The sequence below is a fragment of the Brevibacillus halotolerans genome (genome assembly GCF_026891775.1).
Lineage (GTDB): Bacteria > Bacillota > Bacilli > Brevibacillales > Brevibacillaceae > Brevibacillus_B > Brevibacillus_B halotolerans.
This window is the reverse complement of the sequence record NZ_JAPTNK010000004.1, coordinates 282,730-298,784: the sequence shown is the minus strand read 5'-3', so window position 1 is coordinate 298,784 and position 16,055 is coordinate 282,730. Positions and strand designations below refer to the sequence as shown.

At 41.1% G+C, this 16,055-nt stretch carries 14 protein-coding genes; 8 read left to right on the top strand and 6 right to left on the bottom strand.

Translation table 11 applies throughout. From position 1 onward, the window contains the following. Positions 1 to 2: 2 nt before the first annotated feature. Entirely contained in the window at positions 3 to 2,015 is a 2,013-nt protein-coding gene (locus O0550_RS08420; protein ID WP_003342901.1) for a methyl-accepting chemotaxis protein, read from the top strand. Between the two features lie 201 nt (positions 2,016 to 2,216). After that, the gene (locus O0550_RS08415) at positions 2,217 to 3,176 is read left to right on the top strand and encodes an iron-hydroxamate ABC transporter substrate-binding protein (RefSeq protein ID WP_068792241.1); all 960 of its coding nucleotides are present in this window, start codon (positions 2,217 to 2,219) and stop codon (positions 3,174 to 3,176) included. A 98-nt stretch (positions 3,177 to 3,274) separates the two neighbouring features. Here O0550_RS08415 and O0550_RS08410 read toward each other — a convergent pair whose 3' ends face one another. Beyond that, complete coding sequence (locus O0550_RS08410) at positions 3,275 to 4,939, bottom strand: family 10 glycosylhydrolase (RefSeq protein WP_258426020.1); 1,665 nt, start codon at positions 4,937 to 4,939, stop codon at positions 3,275 to 3,277. A 292-nt stretch (positions 4,940 to 5,231) separates the two neighbouring features. On the opposite strand from O0550_RS08410, the gene O0550_RS08405 reads away from it, so the two are divergent. The 6 genes from O0550_RS08405 to O0550_RS08380 all read left to right on the top strand — a co-directional run bounded on the left by O0550_RS08405 (position 5,232) and on the right by O0550_RS08380 (position 10,535). Continuing rightward, on the top strand, positions 5,232 to 5,960 hold the full coding sequence (locus O0550_RS08405; protein WP_003342894.1) for an amino acid ABC transporter ATP-binding protein: 729 nt from the start codon (positions 5,232 to 5,234) through the stop codon (positions 5,958 to 5,960). Between the two features lie 37 nt (positions 5,961 to 5,997). Further along, positions 5,998 to 6,846: a glutamate ABC transporter substrate-binding protein gene (locus tag O0550_RS08400; RefSeq protein WP_003342892.1), complete on the top strand. Its 849-nt coding sequence runs from the start codon at positions 5,998 to 6,000 to the stop codon at positions 6,844 to 6,846. 91 nt (positions 6,847 to 6,937) lie between these two features. Next, on the top strand, positions 6,938 to 7,591 hold the full coding sequence (locus O0550_RS08395) for an amino acid ABC transporter permease (RefSeq protein WP_003342891.1): 654 nt from the start codon (positions 6,938 to 6,940) through the stop codon (positions 7,589 to 7,591). 14 nt (positions 7,592 to 7,605) lie between these two features. Then, positions 7,606 to 8,256, top strand: coding sequence for an amino acid ABC transporter permease (locus tag O0550_RS08390; RefSeq protein WP_003342889.1), 651 nt, complete (start codon positions 7,606 to 7,608; stop codon positions 8,254 to 8,256). Between the two features lie 78 nt (positions 8,257 to 8,334). Continuing rightward, entirely contained in the window at positions 8,335 to 9,621 is a 1,287-nt protein-coding gene (locus tag O0550_RS08385) for an ATP-binding protein (RefSeq protein ID WP_003342887.1), read from the top strand. Then, positions 9,603 to 10,535 (top strand): response regulator, encoded by a 933-nt coding sequence (locus O0550_RS08380; protein WP_258426018.1) that lies wholly within the window; start codon positions 9,603 to 9,605, stop codon positions 10,533 to 10,535. Before O0550_RS08385 ends, O0550_RS08380 begins: the two co-directional genes overlap by 19 nt. Before the next feature lie 52 nt (positions 10,536 to 10,587). Here O0550_RS08380 and pgtP read toward each other — a convergent pair whose 3' ends face one another. From pgtP to O0550_RS08355, 5 genes are all read right to left on the bottom strand, one after another. Then, positions 10,588 to 11,922, bottom strand: coding sequence for an MFS transporter (pgtP, locus tag O0550_RS08375; protein WP_003334089.1), 1,335 nt, complete (start codon positions 11,920 to 11,922; stop codon positions 10,588 to 10,590). Between the two features lie 3 nt (positions 11,923 to 11,925). Continuing rightward, entirely contained in the window at positions 11,926 to 12,975 is a 1,050-nt protein-coding gene (locus tag O0550_RS08370; RefSeq protein WP_035318738.1) for an ABC transporter substrate-binding protein, read from the bottom strand. Positions 12,976 to 12,997: 22 nt separating this feature from the next. After that, entirely contained in the window at positions 12,998 to 13,783 is a 786-nt protein-coding gene (locus O0550_RS08365) for a DUF3919 family protein (RefSeq protein ID WP_068792234.1), read from the bottom strand. An 84-nt stretch (positions 13,784 to 13,867) separates the two neighbouring features. Next, positions 13,868 to 15,289, bottom strand: coding sequence for a sensor histidine kinase (locus O0550_RS08360; protein ID WP_101669359.1), 1,422 nt, complete (start codon positions 15,287 to 15,289; stop codon positions 13,868 to 13,870). Between the two features lie 8 nt (positions 15,290 to 15,297). Continuing rightward, positions 15,298 to 15,969 (bottom strand): response regulator transcription factor, encoded by a 672-nt coding sequence (locus O0550_RS08355; protein WP_003342879.1) that lies wholly within the window; start codon positions 15,967 to 15,969, stop codon positions 15,298 to 15,300. Positions 15,970 to 16,055: the final 86 nt, after the last annotated feature.

Genomic DNA, 16,055 nt, shown 5'->3' with positions numbered 1-16,055 from the left:
TTTTGAGTTTTAGGCTTCAGTTTAAATCGATTAAAGCGCAACTGCTTTTTATCATTGGTGGGTTGCTTGTTACCACATGTATTGGGCTTACGTTGTTAGCTTATTTTACCGCTCAAAAACAAATTGAAAATACAGCCGAAACGATGCTTTCACCTCTTGCCCAGCAAACGGCCAATTATTATGAGGATAAGCTAAAAAATGAGGTTACGTTCATTGAGGGAGTAGCATCCCGCAAGGAAATCGAAAACTATCAAACCAACCCACAGGAAGCTCAAGATAGTGTTTCTCGGCTGATAAAAAAACGTGGAGCAAGTAAATGGGGAATTGCTGATCTCTCCGGAAAAGTGGTTTTAGGACCTCAATCGAATACGAGCATCGCACAGCGAGACTATTTTAAGAATGCCCGTGCTGGTCATTCCAATACTTCAGATGTGATTGTTTCTATGGAAAATAATTCGTTAATCATCATTTTCGCAACTCCTATTTACTTAGAAGAAAAAATAAATAGTGTGTTGTACATGGAGTATAAAGTTGATAAGTTATTGGAAATGATTTCAGACCTAACTTTTAGTAAAACAGGACGAGCTTATGCGCTTAATAAACAAGGAACGGTAGTAGCCCATGAAAATATGGAGTTAGTTTTTTCTCAAGAGAACGTCATAAAAGCGGCTGAAACTGATCCAGCGCTTCGTGATTTGGCTGAGCTAGAACAAAAAATGATCAGCGGAATCAATGGTACAGGGTCTTACGAATATAACGGCGTAAAAAAATATGTAGGCTTTGCCCCTATTCCACTTACTGGCGGCGGCCTTGCTATCTATATTGAGCAGGATGACCTGTTGAATGGAACATTTATCATGCGCAACTATTTATTCGCTATTTCCTCCGTCTTCCTGCTTCTTGGAGGTATTGTGGTTTATTACTATTCTTATTCTCTATCACGTTCAATTCAGGGCTTCAAAAATATCTTCTCCTTCATGGCTAAAGGTGAGCTATCTACGGCTATTGATCAGAAGTTACTAAACCGCCGTGATGAAATTGGTGATATGTCACACCTGCTTGAGGATATGAAACAATCCTTTAGTGGCTTAATTGGCGTTATTCAAAAGCAGTCGACTGAAATTGATCGTTCCTCCCATAATCTAAGTAGTATTTCGCAAGAGATGAGTACAGCGACAGAAACGGTTTCCAATTCAATTCAAGAGGTAGCTACTGGAGTAACTTCTCAAACAGAAGAGCTTGTCGAAATCAGTGAAATTCTGACTTCGTATGGCAAAGGCTTAGATGACATGGTAGTCTCTATCGAGGACGTGGACCACAACGGGAAAAACATTCATGCAAGAGCAAGTGAAAGCAATGAAAACATGGACAAATTGATTGTATCGGTAGATCAGGTGAATCAAATTTTCAAAGAATTTATTGATAGAATCGTTGCAGCAAATGAAAATTTAAACGGTGTACATCATATTACGACTGCCATCAATGAGATTGCCGAACAAACAAACCTATTGGCTTTAAATGCAGCTATAGAAGCTGCACGTGCAGGTGAGTCGGGACGAGGCTTCGCTGTAGTAGCAGATGAGGTGCGCAAATTAGCAGAGCAATCTCGCCAGTCAGCTCAAATGATTGCAGATATGATTACCTCTGTCTCCTCTGATTCCGATCAGATGCTAGAAAATGCAAGATCAATGAGCCAAGCTATGTCTGGTCAAAAAGAAGAAATGGATTTGGCAATGAGCTCCTTCCGTGAAATTATTCGCGAAATAGAGAACATTAATCCGAAACTGGAGCAAATTAGCTACTCTGCACAACAAATGCAAAAACAAAAAGAAGAGATTTTAGAAAAAGTAGAAACAAGCTCTAGCATTTCTGAAGAAGTAGCAGCTTCCTCAGAAGAAATCGCTGCAACCTCGGAACAAGCTTCTGCAGCAGCTCAGGAAGTTCATGCAACGGCAAGTTCGCTTGCAGGCATGACAAAGCAAATGCAGGAGGAATTAGAGCGTTTTAAAGTGTAAGGATTACAGCATGAAACCAGACTTGCAGATGACTGCTTCTCTCTTGAAGAGGAGCAGTCTTTTTTTGCTGATCAACACTCCTTCTGGCATTTATATGCGATATGCCTACATTGACAGTCTTGCGCCACCTTATAGATTCGGGTATGATTTTTACTATGATATTGATTATCATTATTATCCAATGAAACTAGGGAGGCTTTTATGAGATTCGGAGGGTTTAAAACAGCTCGCAAGGTTATGCTGACCATTTGTCTAACGGGGGTTTTGAGTGCTTGCGGGAATTCTAATAATGTTACTGAGACAGCAGGCAAAAATGGTGCCAATGCTGGAAGTGAAACGATCTCCTACACAGCGATAAATGGAGAGGTCCACATTCCCAAAGACCCTAAGCGTGTGGTGGTTGCTGAAGAAATTTACGTCGGTGATATTTTGGCCCTTGGTATCAAGCCAGTAGGAATTCCGCAAAAGGCATTTCATAACATTTATCTTAAAGAAAAACTAGATGGGATTCAAAACATCGGGGATGGCACGTCAACTGAAAAGATTATGGAGCTTAAGCCTGACTTAATTATTACCTTCAGTGGGGCAGAGAACATAGACCAATTGCAAAAAATCGCTCCCACAGTAGCAGTTGAGTACGGTAAGAAAGATGTAAGAGAGCAAGTAAGAGAATTTGGTAAGATAACTAATAGAGAGGATAAGGCTAACGAGTGGATTGCGAAGTGGGATAAAAAGGTAGCAGAAGCCAAGCCAAGAGTGAAGGCAGTAGTAGGCGACAAAACGGTTTCCATACTAAATCCCTACTCTAAGGGTATTTATGTATTCGGTAGCAATTTTTCGAGAGGCGGCGAAGTACTCTACAACGAATTGCAGCTAAAAGCACCAGCTATTATCCAGAAGGAAGTCATTGATAGTGGTACTGGATTTGGAAGTTTATCTCTTGAAACGTTACCTTCCTATGCAGGCGATTATATTTTTACAAGCGCATGGTCCGGAGATGATGCCAATCCTGAGGTTGTTTATAATAGTAGTATTTGGAAATCACTACCTGCTGTCAAAAACGATCGCGTATTTACAATGGATAAAAACTCCTCTGTATTTAATGACCCCATTTCGTTAGAGGGACAGCTTGATTTTATTGTCGAGAAGCTAACGAAGTAATTGCATATGATAGATAGACCCCCAACATACCAAACCCCCTCCTGCGCCCTTTTAAATGGGTAAGGAGGGGGTTTTTGCGTACTTCCAATATTCCTTTGCTATTTACCGTAATAGCTTCTTAGCAAATCAGCGATTCCAAGCGGATTCTTACGAAGATCCTTAGCGCTAAAGAATACATCGCCCTTTACCTGAGGGAACTGAGTATTAAACTGCAATTGATTAATAATCTCCTGAGCTGATTGCCAGCCTGCTTCCTTTGTTCCCAGCTTATAAGGAGAATGCCCTACATATAGCTTCACATTGGTTCCATTCACTTCATTAGCCCACCAAGTAACGAGCTTGTCGTACTGGGCAGCAGAGAAGGAGAAGCTCCAGTAGATTTGCGGCATAACATAATCAATCCAGCCTTGCTTAATCCATGTACGAACGTCTGCATGCATATTGTCATAAGCAGTCACGCCGGCTTTTGTGTCCGATCCGGTACTGTCCATCGATTTATTGCGCCACACACCAAATGGACTTATACCATATTGTACTTGTGGCTTAGCGCTATGAATGGCTTCCCCTAGTTGACGAACAAATTGATTAATATTATCGCGGCGCCACTCCGCTTTTGTGGCAAACGAATTGAAGTTATAAGCTTTGAAGGTAGCGTCATCAGGGAATACCCCGTCAGATGGATAGAAGTAATCGTCCAGATGAACGCCATCGATTTGGTATCGGTTTACTACCTCCATAATTTCCTTGATGATTTGTTGACGTGCTTCAGGTATTCCTGGGTTAATGTAGAGCTTGTTTTTCGCATTAATGATCCACTCTGGATGGAGTTTTGCTACATGGTTAGCAGCTAATTGATCGGTGTTTGCATCAACGTTAGCTCTAAAAGGGTTAAACCAAGCATGAAACTCCATACCGCGTTTATGTGTTTCTTCAATCATAAAAGCAAGAGGATCATAGCCAGGGTTTTTTCCTTGTGTTCCTGTCAGGTATTTAGACCATGGAACTAGTGATGATGGATAAAAGGCATCTGCCGAAGGACGAACCTGGACAAATACAGTATTTAAGCCCATTCCCTGTATAGAGTCTAGCAATTGTATGTACTCCTGTTGTTGTTTGTCCATATTGCTATAGGAAGCGGCTGAAGGCCAATCTAAATTATAAACGGTAGATACCCAGACACCTCGCAAAGAACGCTCGGTGGTAGTAGGCACTCCGGGATTAGGAGGGAAACCAGGGTTTGTATTTTCAGGACTGATGACATTGCCAGGATATTCAGGGTATAGTCCGTTTTCCGGACCTACAATATCTGGTGGCGCTTGGTTGCCTGATTGCAGTGTGATGGTTTGTGTAGGCTGATCCCAAGCTACTTGAAGACCTAATTGTTGACTTACAAAGCGTAGCGGAACGATGACACGACCTTGCTTGTTTACTACGGAAGAGTCTAAGTTAACTTTCGATCCGTTTACCGTTGCATAATTTTGCTTTACGGTCATGCTTATGTTGGTGTCTGGCTTACGAATTGTCACGGTTTGCTTAGATTGATCCCAATTAGCCTGGGCACCTAGGCCTTCGCTGATAACACGAAGCGGAACCATGGTGACATTTACTTTTGGAATGATGTACGGTGGGACATCACTATTTATTCTTTGTCCATCCAGGTAGATACTAATCCCCTGGGAAGCCTGAGCTTGCACCGACTGGCCCATCATGGGGACGCATAGTGTGAACAAAAGAAGCAGGGCGAATAACTGGCGAAGCTTCATTCTTACAATCCTCCCGAATCAATAGATTTTTTAAAAAAAATGCTCTATTAGCTTTAGACGTTCTAGTAGGAAACTTTGTTACGTTTATTTACCAAAACAGGTAGAAAAAATTAGGTAGAACATGGACAACAGAGAGGAACAGGCTTACTGCTTTATGTAGCTTGATAGGGAGAGTAGCTTTCATTTTATTTAAAAATTCTAATAAAAAGAAAATTCTTTGTATTTTTCTGTAGAATCGGGTAGGTTCTCTTTACGATACGAAATATAAAACCATAAATAAGGGGGATTCTGGTTGATTAGCTTTCATCAAGTGAACAAACATTACGGAAATTTCCACGTGCTTAAAAACATTAATCTTCACATCAACCAGGGAGAGGTTGTCGTGGTCATCGGACCTTCCGGGTCTGGGAAAAGCACATTAGTTCGCTGTATGAATCGCCTAGAAACGATTTCAAATGGAGAACTGATTGTAGACAACATCAAGGTCAATGACAAAAATACCGATATTAATCGGCTTCGTCGCGATATCGGTATGGTGTTTCAGCATTTTAACCTGTATCCGCACAAGACTGTGTTGCAAAACATCACATTAGCTCCCATTAAGGTATTGGGTATTTCTGAGAAAGAAGCAAAAGAGACGGCGATGTCTTACTTAGAGAAAGTCGGGATACCTGATAAAGCGGATAAGCTACCCTCCCAATTATCCGGAGGTCAGCAGCAACGTGTCGCCATTGCTCGCGGGCTAGCCATGAAGCCCAAAATTATGCTGTTCGATGAGCCTACATCTGCACTTGACCCGGAAACGATCGGAGAGGTTCTTGATGTAATGAAAAAGCTCGCTAAAGAAGGAATGACGATGGTCGTGGTAACACATGAAATGGGCTTCGCGCGTGAGGTGGCTGATCGAATTGTCTTTATGGATCAAGGCCAAATATTGGAGGAAGCGCATCCCGATCAGTTCTTTGCCAATCCGCGTGAGGAGCGGGCCCAGTTATTTTTAAGCCGGATTTTAAATCATTAATCTTTTCTAGATAAAAATAAGGAAAAGGGGTAATCAAATGAAAGCAAATAAAACCTGGAAAAAAGTATTGGGTGTAGGCTTGGCAGTAATGTTGAGCGCAACAGCATTAGCAGCATGCGGGTCTAGTAAAACACAGGATGGGGCTAGCCCATCAGGAAAGGCCGCAGCGACTAGTACAGTAGCCAAGATTAAAGAGCGAGGCAAGTACGTGGTCGGGGTTAAGTATGATTTGAATTTATTTGGGTTAAAAGATCCAGCCACGGGGAATGTCGAAGGCTTTGATATTGATATAGCGAAGGCAATTGCTAAAAAAATTCTAGGCGATGAAAATAAAATTGAATTGAAGGAAGTAACCTCTAAGACTCGTATTCCGATGTTAAAAAACGGAGAGATTGATTCCATTATTGCAACGATGACAATTACTGATGAACGCAAGAAGGAAGTCGATTTCTCTGACGTATACTTCATGGCCGGTCAGTCCTTCCTCGTGAAGAAAGACAGCACTATCAAAGGTCTTGAGGATTTTACAAAGGGGAAAAAAGTAGTGACGGCAAAGGGCTCTACTTCAGCCAAAAACATACGTGAAAATGCTCCAGAGGCAGAGGTTCTTGAATTTGAAAACTATGCAGAAGCCTTTACCGCATTAAAGGCAGGTCAAGGTGATGCGTTAACTACAGATAATGCTTTGTTATACGGAATGGCTAAACAAGATCCGAATTTCCGTGTCGTAGAGGGAACATTTACGGAAGAACCCTATGGAATTGCTTTGCCAAAGGGTGATGCGGAATTCGTAGCATTGGTCAACGATCTCCTAAAGGAAATGAAGCAAAATGGTGAATATGACAAGCTTTACGAAAAATGGATTGGTGAAAAGCCAAAAAATTAGACCCGAGTGATTTGAAGACCTGAATGGAATGGGCGTCCTCCCTACCGCTCATTCCTTTATGTCATGAAGATAAAGGGGGATTACAGCAAAGATGATCGATTTTTCTATTCTTTTAGAGCACTCCGATCTATTTATAGAAGGCTTTGAAAATACGCTTAAAGCGAGTGTGCTGGCATTAGCGGGAAGCTTGTTATTAGGGACAATTATTGCCGTTTTTTGTATTGCACCAGTACGCCCACTAAATTGGATAGGGGTAGCATATGTAGAATTTATTCGAAATATTCCTCTCCTTCTGGTTGTGTTTTTATTTTTTGTGGGGTTACCTGCATTGGGAATTGTATTAAAACCGTTTCTGGCTGGTACGCTGGGGCTTACAGTCTACACAGCGGCGTTTATTGCAGAAACGATACGTGCAGGGATCATGGCTATACCTAAGGGGCAGAGTGAGGCAGCGCGTTCGTCAGGCCTTACTTACGTACAAACCATGCGCTACATTATCTTGCCGCAGGCGTTTAAAGTTGTAATTCCACCCATGGGGAATCAATTTATCAATCTAGTGAAAAATTCCTCGATACTTGGGGTGATTGCTGGCCTTGATTTAATGTATTTTGGTGATCTGATATCGGCCGAGACCTTTGTTACATTTGATGTTTATATATTTGTTGCTATTTTTTATCTCATGATAACTCTGCCGCTAAGCTTCCTCGTAGGATATCTGGAGCGACGCTTGGCGAGCCATAAATAAAGGGGAGGGCATATATGGATTTTATCGGAGCATACTCTCCTCAGTATCTTGTCTTTTTGGTAGAAGGCTTTGGGGTTACGCTCAAAGTAGCATTCATTTCGATTGTCTTGAGCTTTACTATTGCGATTATGATTGGAACCATGCGATATGCTCGGATTCCTGTTGTGTCACAGGCGCTTGCTACGGTGGTTGAGCTTATTCGTAATTTGCCGCTTCTGTTAATCATTTTTTTCACGTATTTTGCCTTGCCAGAGGTTGGCTTAAAGCTGGATAAGGTAGCAGCGGCTATTTTAGCACTGGTAATTTTTGAAGCGGCTATGCTGTCTGAAATTGTTCGCAGCGGTTTGCATTCAGTTGATAGGGGGCAAATAGAAGCGGCACGTTCATCCGGTCTATCTTATATGCAAACACTTTGGCATGTGGTGCTTCCGCAAGCTCTGCGTAAAATGGTTCCGCCTATTGTAAGTCAATTTATCTCCTTACTTAAGGATACGTCGCTTGCAGTTGTTATTGCGCTGCCAGAATTAATGAATCATGCCCAAATTATTAACGGCCGAAACGTTAATTATGTGATACCAACCTTTTTGATGGTGGCGATGATGTATTTTGTAGTGAATTACAGCTTGTCACGAGTCTCTAAACGCTTAGAAAATAAACATATATAAAGGAAATGGTTTTGCACATCTCTTTTTCCTAGTAAAATAGGGGAAAGAGATTTTTCTTTTTTTAGAAAAGGAGGTTTTATGCGCGAACGTCTTCTGTTATTGCTGATAATTATGCTAGCAACCGCCTTTTTTGGAGAAATGAAAGTGAATCCATTTGGAGGGACGTTTCGGTTTTCGTTAGGGATTGCTGCCTTCTTCTTCGGGTTATTGTGGTTCCAGTCTGTGCCAGTATTGCTGATTGGATTGTTAACGGGTGCGTTTACTATGTGGTTTCGGGTAGGCTTGGACATTGTGGCATACGGGACAGCTTGGCAAGAAAGCTTGTTCATTCATTTGCCCTCCGTCTTTTATTATTGTAGCTTCACGTTATTGTTTCAGATAGTGAGCGCCCGCCGCTATGTAGAATCTCCGGTACTGTTAGGGCTGATAGGCGCTACGATAGACTGTGCTTCAAATTTAGTAGAGCTGTGGGTACGTGAGATAAGTGGAGTAGCTCCTGCCAGTTGGGGAGAAAGTATATTGGTGCTTTTGTTCTTTGGAGCCCTACGCAGCTTCTTTGCGGTGGGTCTATATAATAGTTTTTCCATTCGCCAAGTACGAGCGGTAGGGGAAGTTAGACAGCAGGAGCTGGAACGTCTACGAATGATTAACACCGGCTTGTATGAGGAAACCTTTTACCTGCGTAAATCCATGACGCAGTTGGAGGAAATTACCAGAGAGAGCTATCAATTATATCGACAGCTTTTATCGTCAGAAAATACTGAATCATCGAGAGCCTTACACATAGCGGAGCATGTGCATGAGGTAAAAAAAGATTCTCAACGCATGCTGGCTGGATTATTAAAAATTATTAATCAAAAGGAATTAGCGCCTCAGCTATCCATATCGGAATTATGTGGATTAGTTATACGCGCAAACCAGAAATATGCCGAAATGATGGGAAAGAGGATACAGTTCACCGGGAAGTGCGATGTTAATCTGTCTACTAGTCAAATCTATGAGCTACTCTCTGTGTTAAATAATCTGGTAGCCAATGCAGTAGAGGCCATTCCTATTGAAGGAAAAATTGAGCTTTCAGTGGGTTTTGATAAGAGAGAAATTATTTTTCATGTTAGGGACAATGGGGCGGGTATTTTGCAGGAAGATCGGGAATGGGTGTTTGAACTAGGCTATACCACAAAGTATGACAGAGAAGGAAAGCCCTCTACAGGCATAGGCCTTACGCATGCAAAAGGCATCATACATAGCTTGGATGGTACACTCAGGATCATGCATGAATCAGAACCAATCACACATTTTGAGGTGAGAATACCAACCGATCAGTTGCTAAGAGAGGAGGGGGGCTTATGCTTCGGTTTTTCCTAATTGAAGATGATGCTGTTGTACGTAGGATGCTGGAGAGACTGATTCATGAAAGCAAGCTAGGGGAAATCATTGGACAAGCAAGCGATGGTATCCATGTTTCGATTGACCAGTTATATGGTGTAGACGTTGTTTTAATTGACTTATTAATGCCAGGGATGGATGGTGTACAGACGATTAAAAAGCTTCAAGGGGAGGGCTTTACCGGTAAATTTATCATGGTATCGCAGGTAGAAAATAAGGAAATGATCGGGGAAGCGTACTTACAAGGAATAGATACCTTTATTCAAAAGCCGATTAATAAGCTTGAGGTGCTTTCTGTATTAAAACGGGTAGCCGACCATCTCTCATTGGAAGCATCCTTACAATCTATTCGCAAATCGCTTCAGATATTGGATATTAAGGGGAAGGAACAGCTTAATCAGGGGTATCAAGGATTTCATGCGCCACGTCTGGGATCGTTTGAACAGAACCATCTGGAACAAAGTGCCCGCCAGCTCTTACTACAGCTAGGAATTGCAGGTGAAGCAGGGGCACGTGATCTTTTTGCCATGATTCAATGGCTGGCTACGGAAGAACGTGGGGGGCATTTATTGCGGGATATGCAGCTAAAGGAGCTGTATGCCCGGGTATTGCAGAGAATGTCTAATAAAATAGATGAGCAGGTACTTGTAAAGGAAGTTCGAGCTATGGAGCAACGGATTCGCCGAATGGTGCTACAAGCCTTTACACATTTATCCTCGTTAGGCTTAACCGATTATGCAAATCCTACATTTGAACATTTTGCTCCTCGCTTATTTGATTTCAAAGAGGTGAGATTGCGAATGAAGGAGCTTGAGGCCGGCGAAAAAACTACGAAATGTCGGATAAATGTAAGGAAGTTTTTATCTGTATTTTTTATGGAAGCAAAAAAATGAGGGATGTCTCCATCATAAGAGACGTCCCTCATCCTTTATTTTTAAACCGCTGTTATGCTAGTTTTTCTTTTTGCTTCTTTTGTCCCATTTGAATAAGGATTAGGAAGGCACTAGCTGCAACACCGCCAGCTAGCATTAGCATGAAGCCACCATCCCAGCCAGAAGCATCAACTAAAAATCCGATTACGGCATTAGCTACGAAGCTACCGCCTACATACCCGAACAATCCTGTCATACCTACTGCTGTACCTACAGCGAACTTTGGTACGAAGTCGATAGCGGATAGCCCGATTAAAAATTGTGGTACATAGATCAAACAACCGATAACAGATACCGCAATACTGATTGCTAGTACGTTGGAAGATTTCCAATATACCAATGTTGCAAGTACAACGCCTACCATACTAATGATACATAATGGCATACGATTACCTTTAAACACACGGTCGCTCAACCAACCAACAAGTAGGGAGCTTGGGATCGCAGCCCATTCAAATGCAAGATATGCCATATGGGATTGTGCTTGCGTAAAGCTTTTTACATCTGTTAGGTATAGAGGAACCCAGTTCAATACACCGAAGCGAATCAAGTAAACAAATGCGTTAGCAAAGCAGAGGAACCACACAAATTTGTTTTTCACAACATATTTCATCAAGATCTCTTTAGGAGATAGATCAGTACCATTTGATTCATCTTTTACATCATCATAATCGTTACGATACTCGTCAATTGGCGGAAGTCCGCAAGATTGAGGCGTATCTTTACCGCAGAACCATACAAAAATCGCAATAAGAATAGCTAGAGCTGCTGGGAAGATGTATACACCTGCTTGCCAGAACTGTGTACCGAAAATACCTAGACCCACACCAACGATTGGAGCGATGATACCGCCACCAATATTATGAGAGCAATTCCAGATACCCATTTTTGTTCCGCGTTCTTTCTTGGAGAACCACTTTGCCATTACGATACTGCATGGAGGAGCCCCCATACCTTGGAACATACCATTCATGAACAATAAAACGATAAACAGACCAAAGCTAGAAGTGAAACCAAAGAAAATGTTAGCCAAGGCAGACAGTACTAAACCAAAAGCAATAAAGCGTTGTGTATGAGCCTTGTCTGCTAGGTTACCCATAAAGAATTTACTTACGCCATAGGTAATAGCCATAACAGAGCTTAATAGACCGATTTGAGTTGTAGTAAAACCAAAATCACTTTTTAGGTAGGTTGTAGAAAGTGCGAAGTTACTACGAACTAAATAATAACCAGCATAACCGATGAAAATTCCGATCAATGTACGGATACGGAAGATCTTGTACATTTTAGCGATCATATGTTCAGGTAGACGAGGTGCGGCTGGAGCTTGCTTTAACCATCCAAACATGAATCATTCTCCTTGAGGTTGTTTTGTATCTCGTAATTTGTTCCAAAGTTTGATGATGGTATCATGCCATTTCATAGACTCATGAATCTGTATAACATCCATATTCAACCTATTCATCTTTTCTTGTTGTACGGTAGGAATCCCATATGATACACGTTCTAATACCTTTGCTGCTTGTTTGGACAACGAATAATCAATAAATAAATCAGCAACAAGTCCGTTTGGTGCATGCTTAATCTTAGAGAGAGCATTGACAGCTAATCCTGTATCTTCAGGGACAATGCTGATCAGTGGGAAGCCGGCTTCGCGTAGCTTTCGCTGATCCCCCAGAAAGTTAATTCCAATGAGATACTCTCCAGAACTTACTAACTGTGCCGGCATGTAGCCGTTTACAGTTAGAGCAGCTATATTTGGATGTAAACGTGTAATATAGTCGATTGCCTGCTTTTCACCTAATGTTTCAAACAAGGATAAAATAAATGTGTAGGCCGTGCCGGAGAAATTAGGGTTGGACATCACGATTTGGTTCTTATAAGCAGGATGTAACAAATCGGCCCATTTTGTTGGGAATGATAATCCTAACGGTTCAATCTCTTTGTGCCAGCGGTCTGCATTAATAGCTATAGATAACTGTTCGATCTCATAGCCGTACCAGTAACCATCCTCATCCTTTGTTTCTACGGGAATGTGGGAGCCGTTCTTGCTGTTAACGGGCTCTGACAGCTTCTCATTTTTCATTGTGATATGAGCGTCGACCGTGCCGCCGATAACTAAATCAGCTTGAGGGTTATTTTTCTCCTGTGCAACCCGGCGCAGAATGTCTTCTGTAGATAAACGCATGAATTCATACGTGCAGCCGGTTTCTTGGCAAAAGGATGATAGCAAAGCATTTCCTACTTCTTCACGAGAAGCAACATAGGCAACAAGGTGATGACCTTTTAAACGAGGAATCCCATGTTTATCATAGGTAATAGGATTCACTTCTTTGGAACAACTAACAAGTAATAAGGAACAAATACTTAACAGCAAGAAAAAGAATAAACGTTTCGTCATCATAGATCAGCCTTTACTTTCTTTATAAGAGTTCTGCTAAACGCCCAGTCATATAGATGGAATTCCCATTATCATCGCCTAAATACTGAACAATAAAGTATTTCTCATAAACGATAAAAGTAAGAATATCGTTACGGTCATTCCTTTTCTGCTTGCCATTCTTATAGACGGTGATGATGCCGAGCGGCTGCTGTTTCTGGAAGGTGAGCTGCTTAATTTCGGACGTATCCTTAATTTCGTACGCTTGCTTTAGTTTTTCAATCAAGAAAACCTTTTCATGAATGCGTTTACCGGAATCGGCCACCGTTTTTTTGACAAAAACGTCCTTAGCCTTTTGGGTAAACTCTGCAAACTGGTTCGATGAATAAAACAAGCGAAGCAGGTGTGTCCGAAAAGCAGATAAAATGGGAGTATCATACTTCTGGCCATACGTTAGCTCATCGAAGGTAAAAGCATTTTCTAACTGAAATCTATGCTCAACCCCATTAAGATAACGGATCTTGCCAGAGAACATGGTTCCTCTCTTATCTCCTGAAACAACGAGCGGATCATTTTCTTTTTTAATAAGATCAATGTAAGAAATGATTGAGTATAGCAAAACCTCATCAGTAATGTTTACGACTCCCCATTTTTCGTGGTGTATCATCGCTTCCACGGGCAAGGAATCGCTTACTTTTTTCAACACTTCATTCTGATCTTCTATCACGACTACTTTCCGATAGAGACTTTCTTGCAGGGAGTAGCCAACGGAAGATAAGAGTATAAGCATGATGATGAAAAGCAAAGCTGGTCTTAATATTTTTTTCATGTTTCTTGCTCTCCTCATAAGATAACCAACGATTATTTCGGAATTACATCTCAATTGTTTCGTAAATGTATTATTTAAGCGGTTTCACTTAGCAATATGTTCCAATCCGGCGGGGGTAGGGAAAAGTAAACGTACGGTTGTACCGGTTATTTCATCAGAAGCAATATCCATGCTACCACCCTGTTTTTTCATAAGCTCCCGGCATAATAACAACCCGAAGCCATTGCCGAAACTAGACTGAAGCGCTTCATTCGGTGGTGCATGCTTAATTTGGTCAAGCATTTCCTCACTGATTCCAATGCCATCATCGTGTATAACAAGGGTTAAGCTATGTTCAGCGATTTCCACATGAAACTCAAGGAAGGATGCATCACTATATTTAATCGCATTGTCTAATAGGTTTAAAAAAATCTGCTTTGTTTTATCTTGATCAGCTACTATTTTTGCAGATTCGACATGATTGTAAATCGTGATCTTGTATTTATTTAATCGTGGTTGGACACTAAAGACAGCTTCTTTTAAAATCGGTTGAATATCACATATCGTAGGTGAGACGTTAAATGGACTGTTTCCATATTTGGAGGTTTTCAGCAATTCCTCTACCAATGCAAGTAGGCGTTCGCTTTCAATAGAAATGTGCCTTAGACAATCCTTTACGTCTTGTTTATTTTCTAATCGGGGAATTAAATTGGCGTATCCCATAATGGCAGTCAGCGGCGTTTTTAATTCATGAGTGACCCGATCTAAAAAATCCTTTTGTTTTACCTTTTCCTCTTGAAGCTGAGTTATGTGCAGTTCAATGGCATGGGCCATCACATTAAACGATTGGGAAAGCTGCTTAATCTCTTCATAATCCTGTAGCTCGATTTTGCATTGGTACTTTCCATTGGCTAATTGCTGGGCCATGTCGCGTAATTTCTCAATCGGTCTGCTCAAAGAAATCGCAAATCTATGGGCAAAGAGTGCTACAGCAACAAACATGAGAATACAAGAAATCATAAATGTTTTATTGAAGTTGCTAATTAATAAGTCTTCTTGCTCAAGCTCATGAATAAAGCGAACAACACCAATTACTTTTCCGTGTACGTAAATCGGACTAGAGAATAGCAACAGGGGTGCTGATGTGGATTTTTCTATCATGTATGCTTTTTTCCCATCTAAAGCTTGAACGATATCGAGGTTTAAATTGGGAAAAGCCGTTCGTTTTGTATCAGCTAGTACCTCACTATTTATACCGATGATTTGTGTACGAGTACCTAAGCGTTTAGACAAATAAGAAGCGATTAGAGGGGCACCATTTTGCAAAGTCACAGTGGCCTCCGATTTTTCCCGCTCAACATAATTAATGCTATAGATTTGAGCCTCAACGCTTAACTTTTGAAAAGAGGTTACCGCATTTGTAAAAACATTTTTCTGCAACGTAACAATCAAGACAACGTACAAGAGGAGCATGACAGGAATTAAAATAGCCAGGATCGTTACATTTAAGTTTTTTTTAAGTGTCATACTCTCACCTAACAATCAATTTTATAGCCTACACCATATACGGTTTTAATTTTATCTCCGTATGAACCTAGTTTTTTGCGCAAGCGTTGAATCATGATATCGACAGCACGTGTATTGTCTGGATATTCGAACTTCCAAACCTTCATTAGAAGGTCATCTCGGGTAAATACACGTTGTCTATTTTTAAGTAACAAAAACAACAAATCATATTCTCTGTACGTTAGTGTTATTTCTTTTCCCTCAAGAAATACTTTTCGCTCGTTCGGATGGATGAGAAAGCGATCAATTTTCAGATTATCTGGGTCCGGCTTCTCTTTCATTTTTTCCATACGTCGTTCAATGATTTTAATCCGAAGTAGAAGCTCCGTACTATGAAAGGGCTTGGTGATATAATCATCAGCACCAAGCTGCAAGCCTAATAATTTATCATTAATTTGCCCTTTAGCCGTTAGCATAATGATGGGAATATCGCTATCCTTCTCACGGAATTCCCGCAATAGTTGATAGCCATCTATGTCAGGGAGCATGACATCTAAGATAATCATGTCTGGTCGTTGCTCCCATTGAGCTAAAGCCTCTTCTCCATTAGCTGCCACTAGCACCTGATGACCCTCTATTTCTAATGTCAGGCGTATTAGATTTTGTAAACTATTTTCATCGTCCACAACTAATACCTTCATAGCAATCTCCTCTCCAGTGAAAGGTAGGCAAGAATTCACTAGTAGTATTGTGTCAATAAGAGCCAAAAAGTAGCCTAGTTATTCTA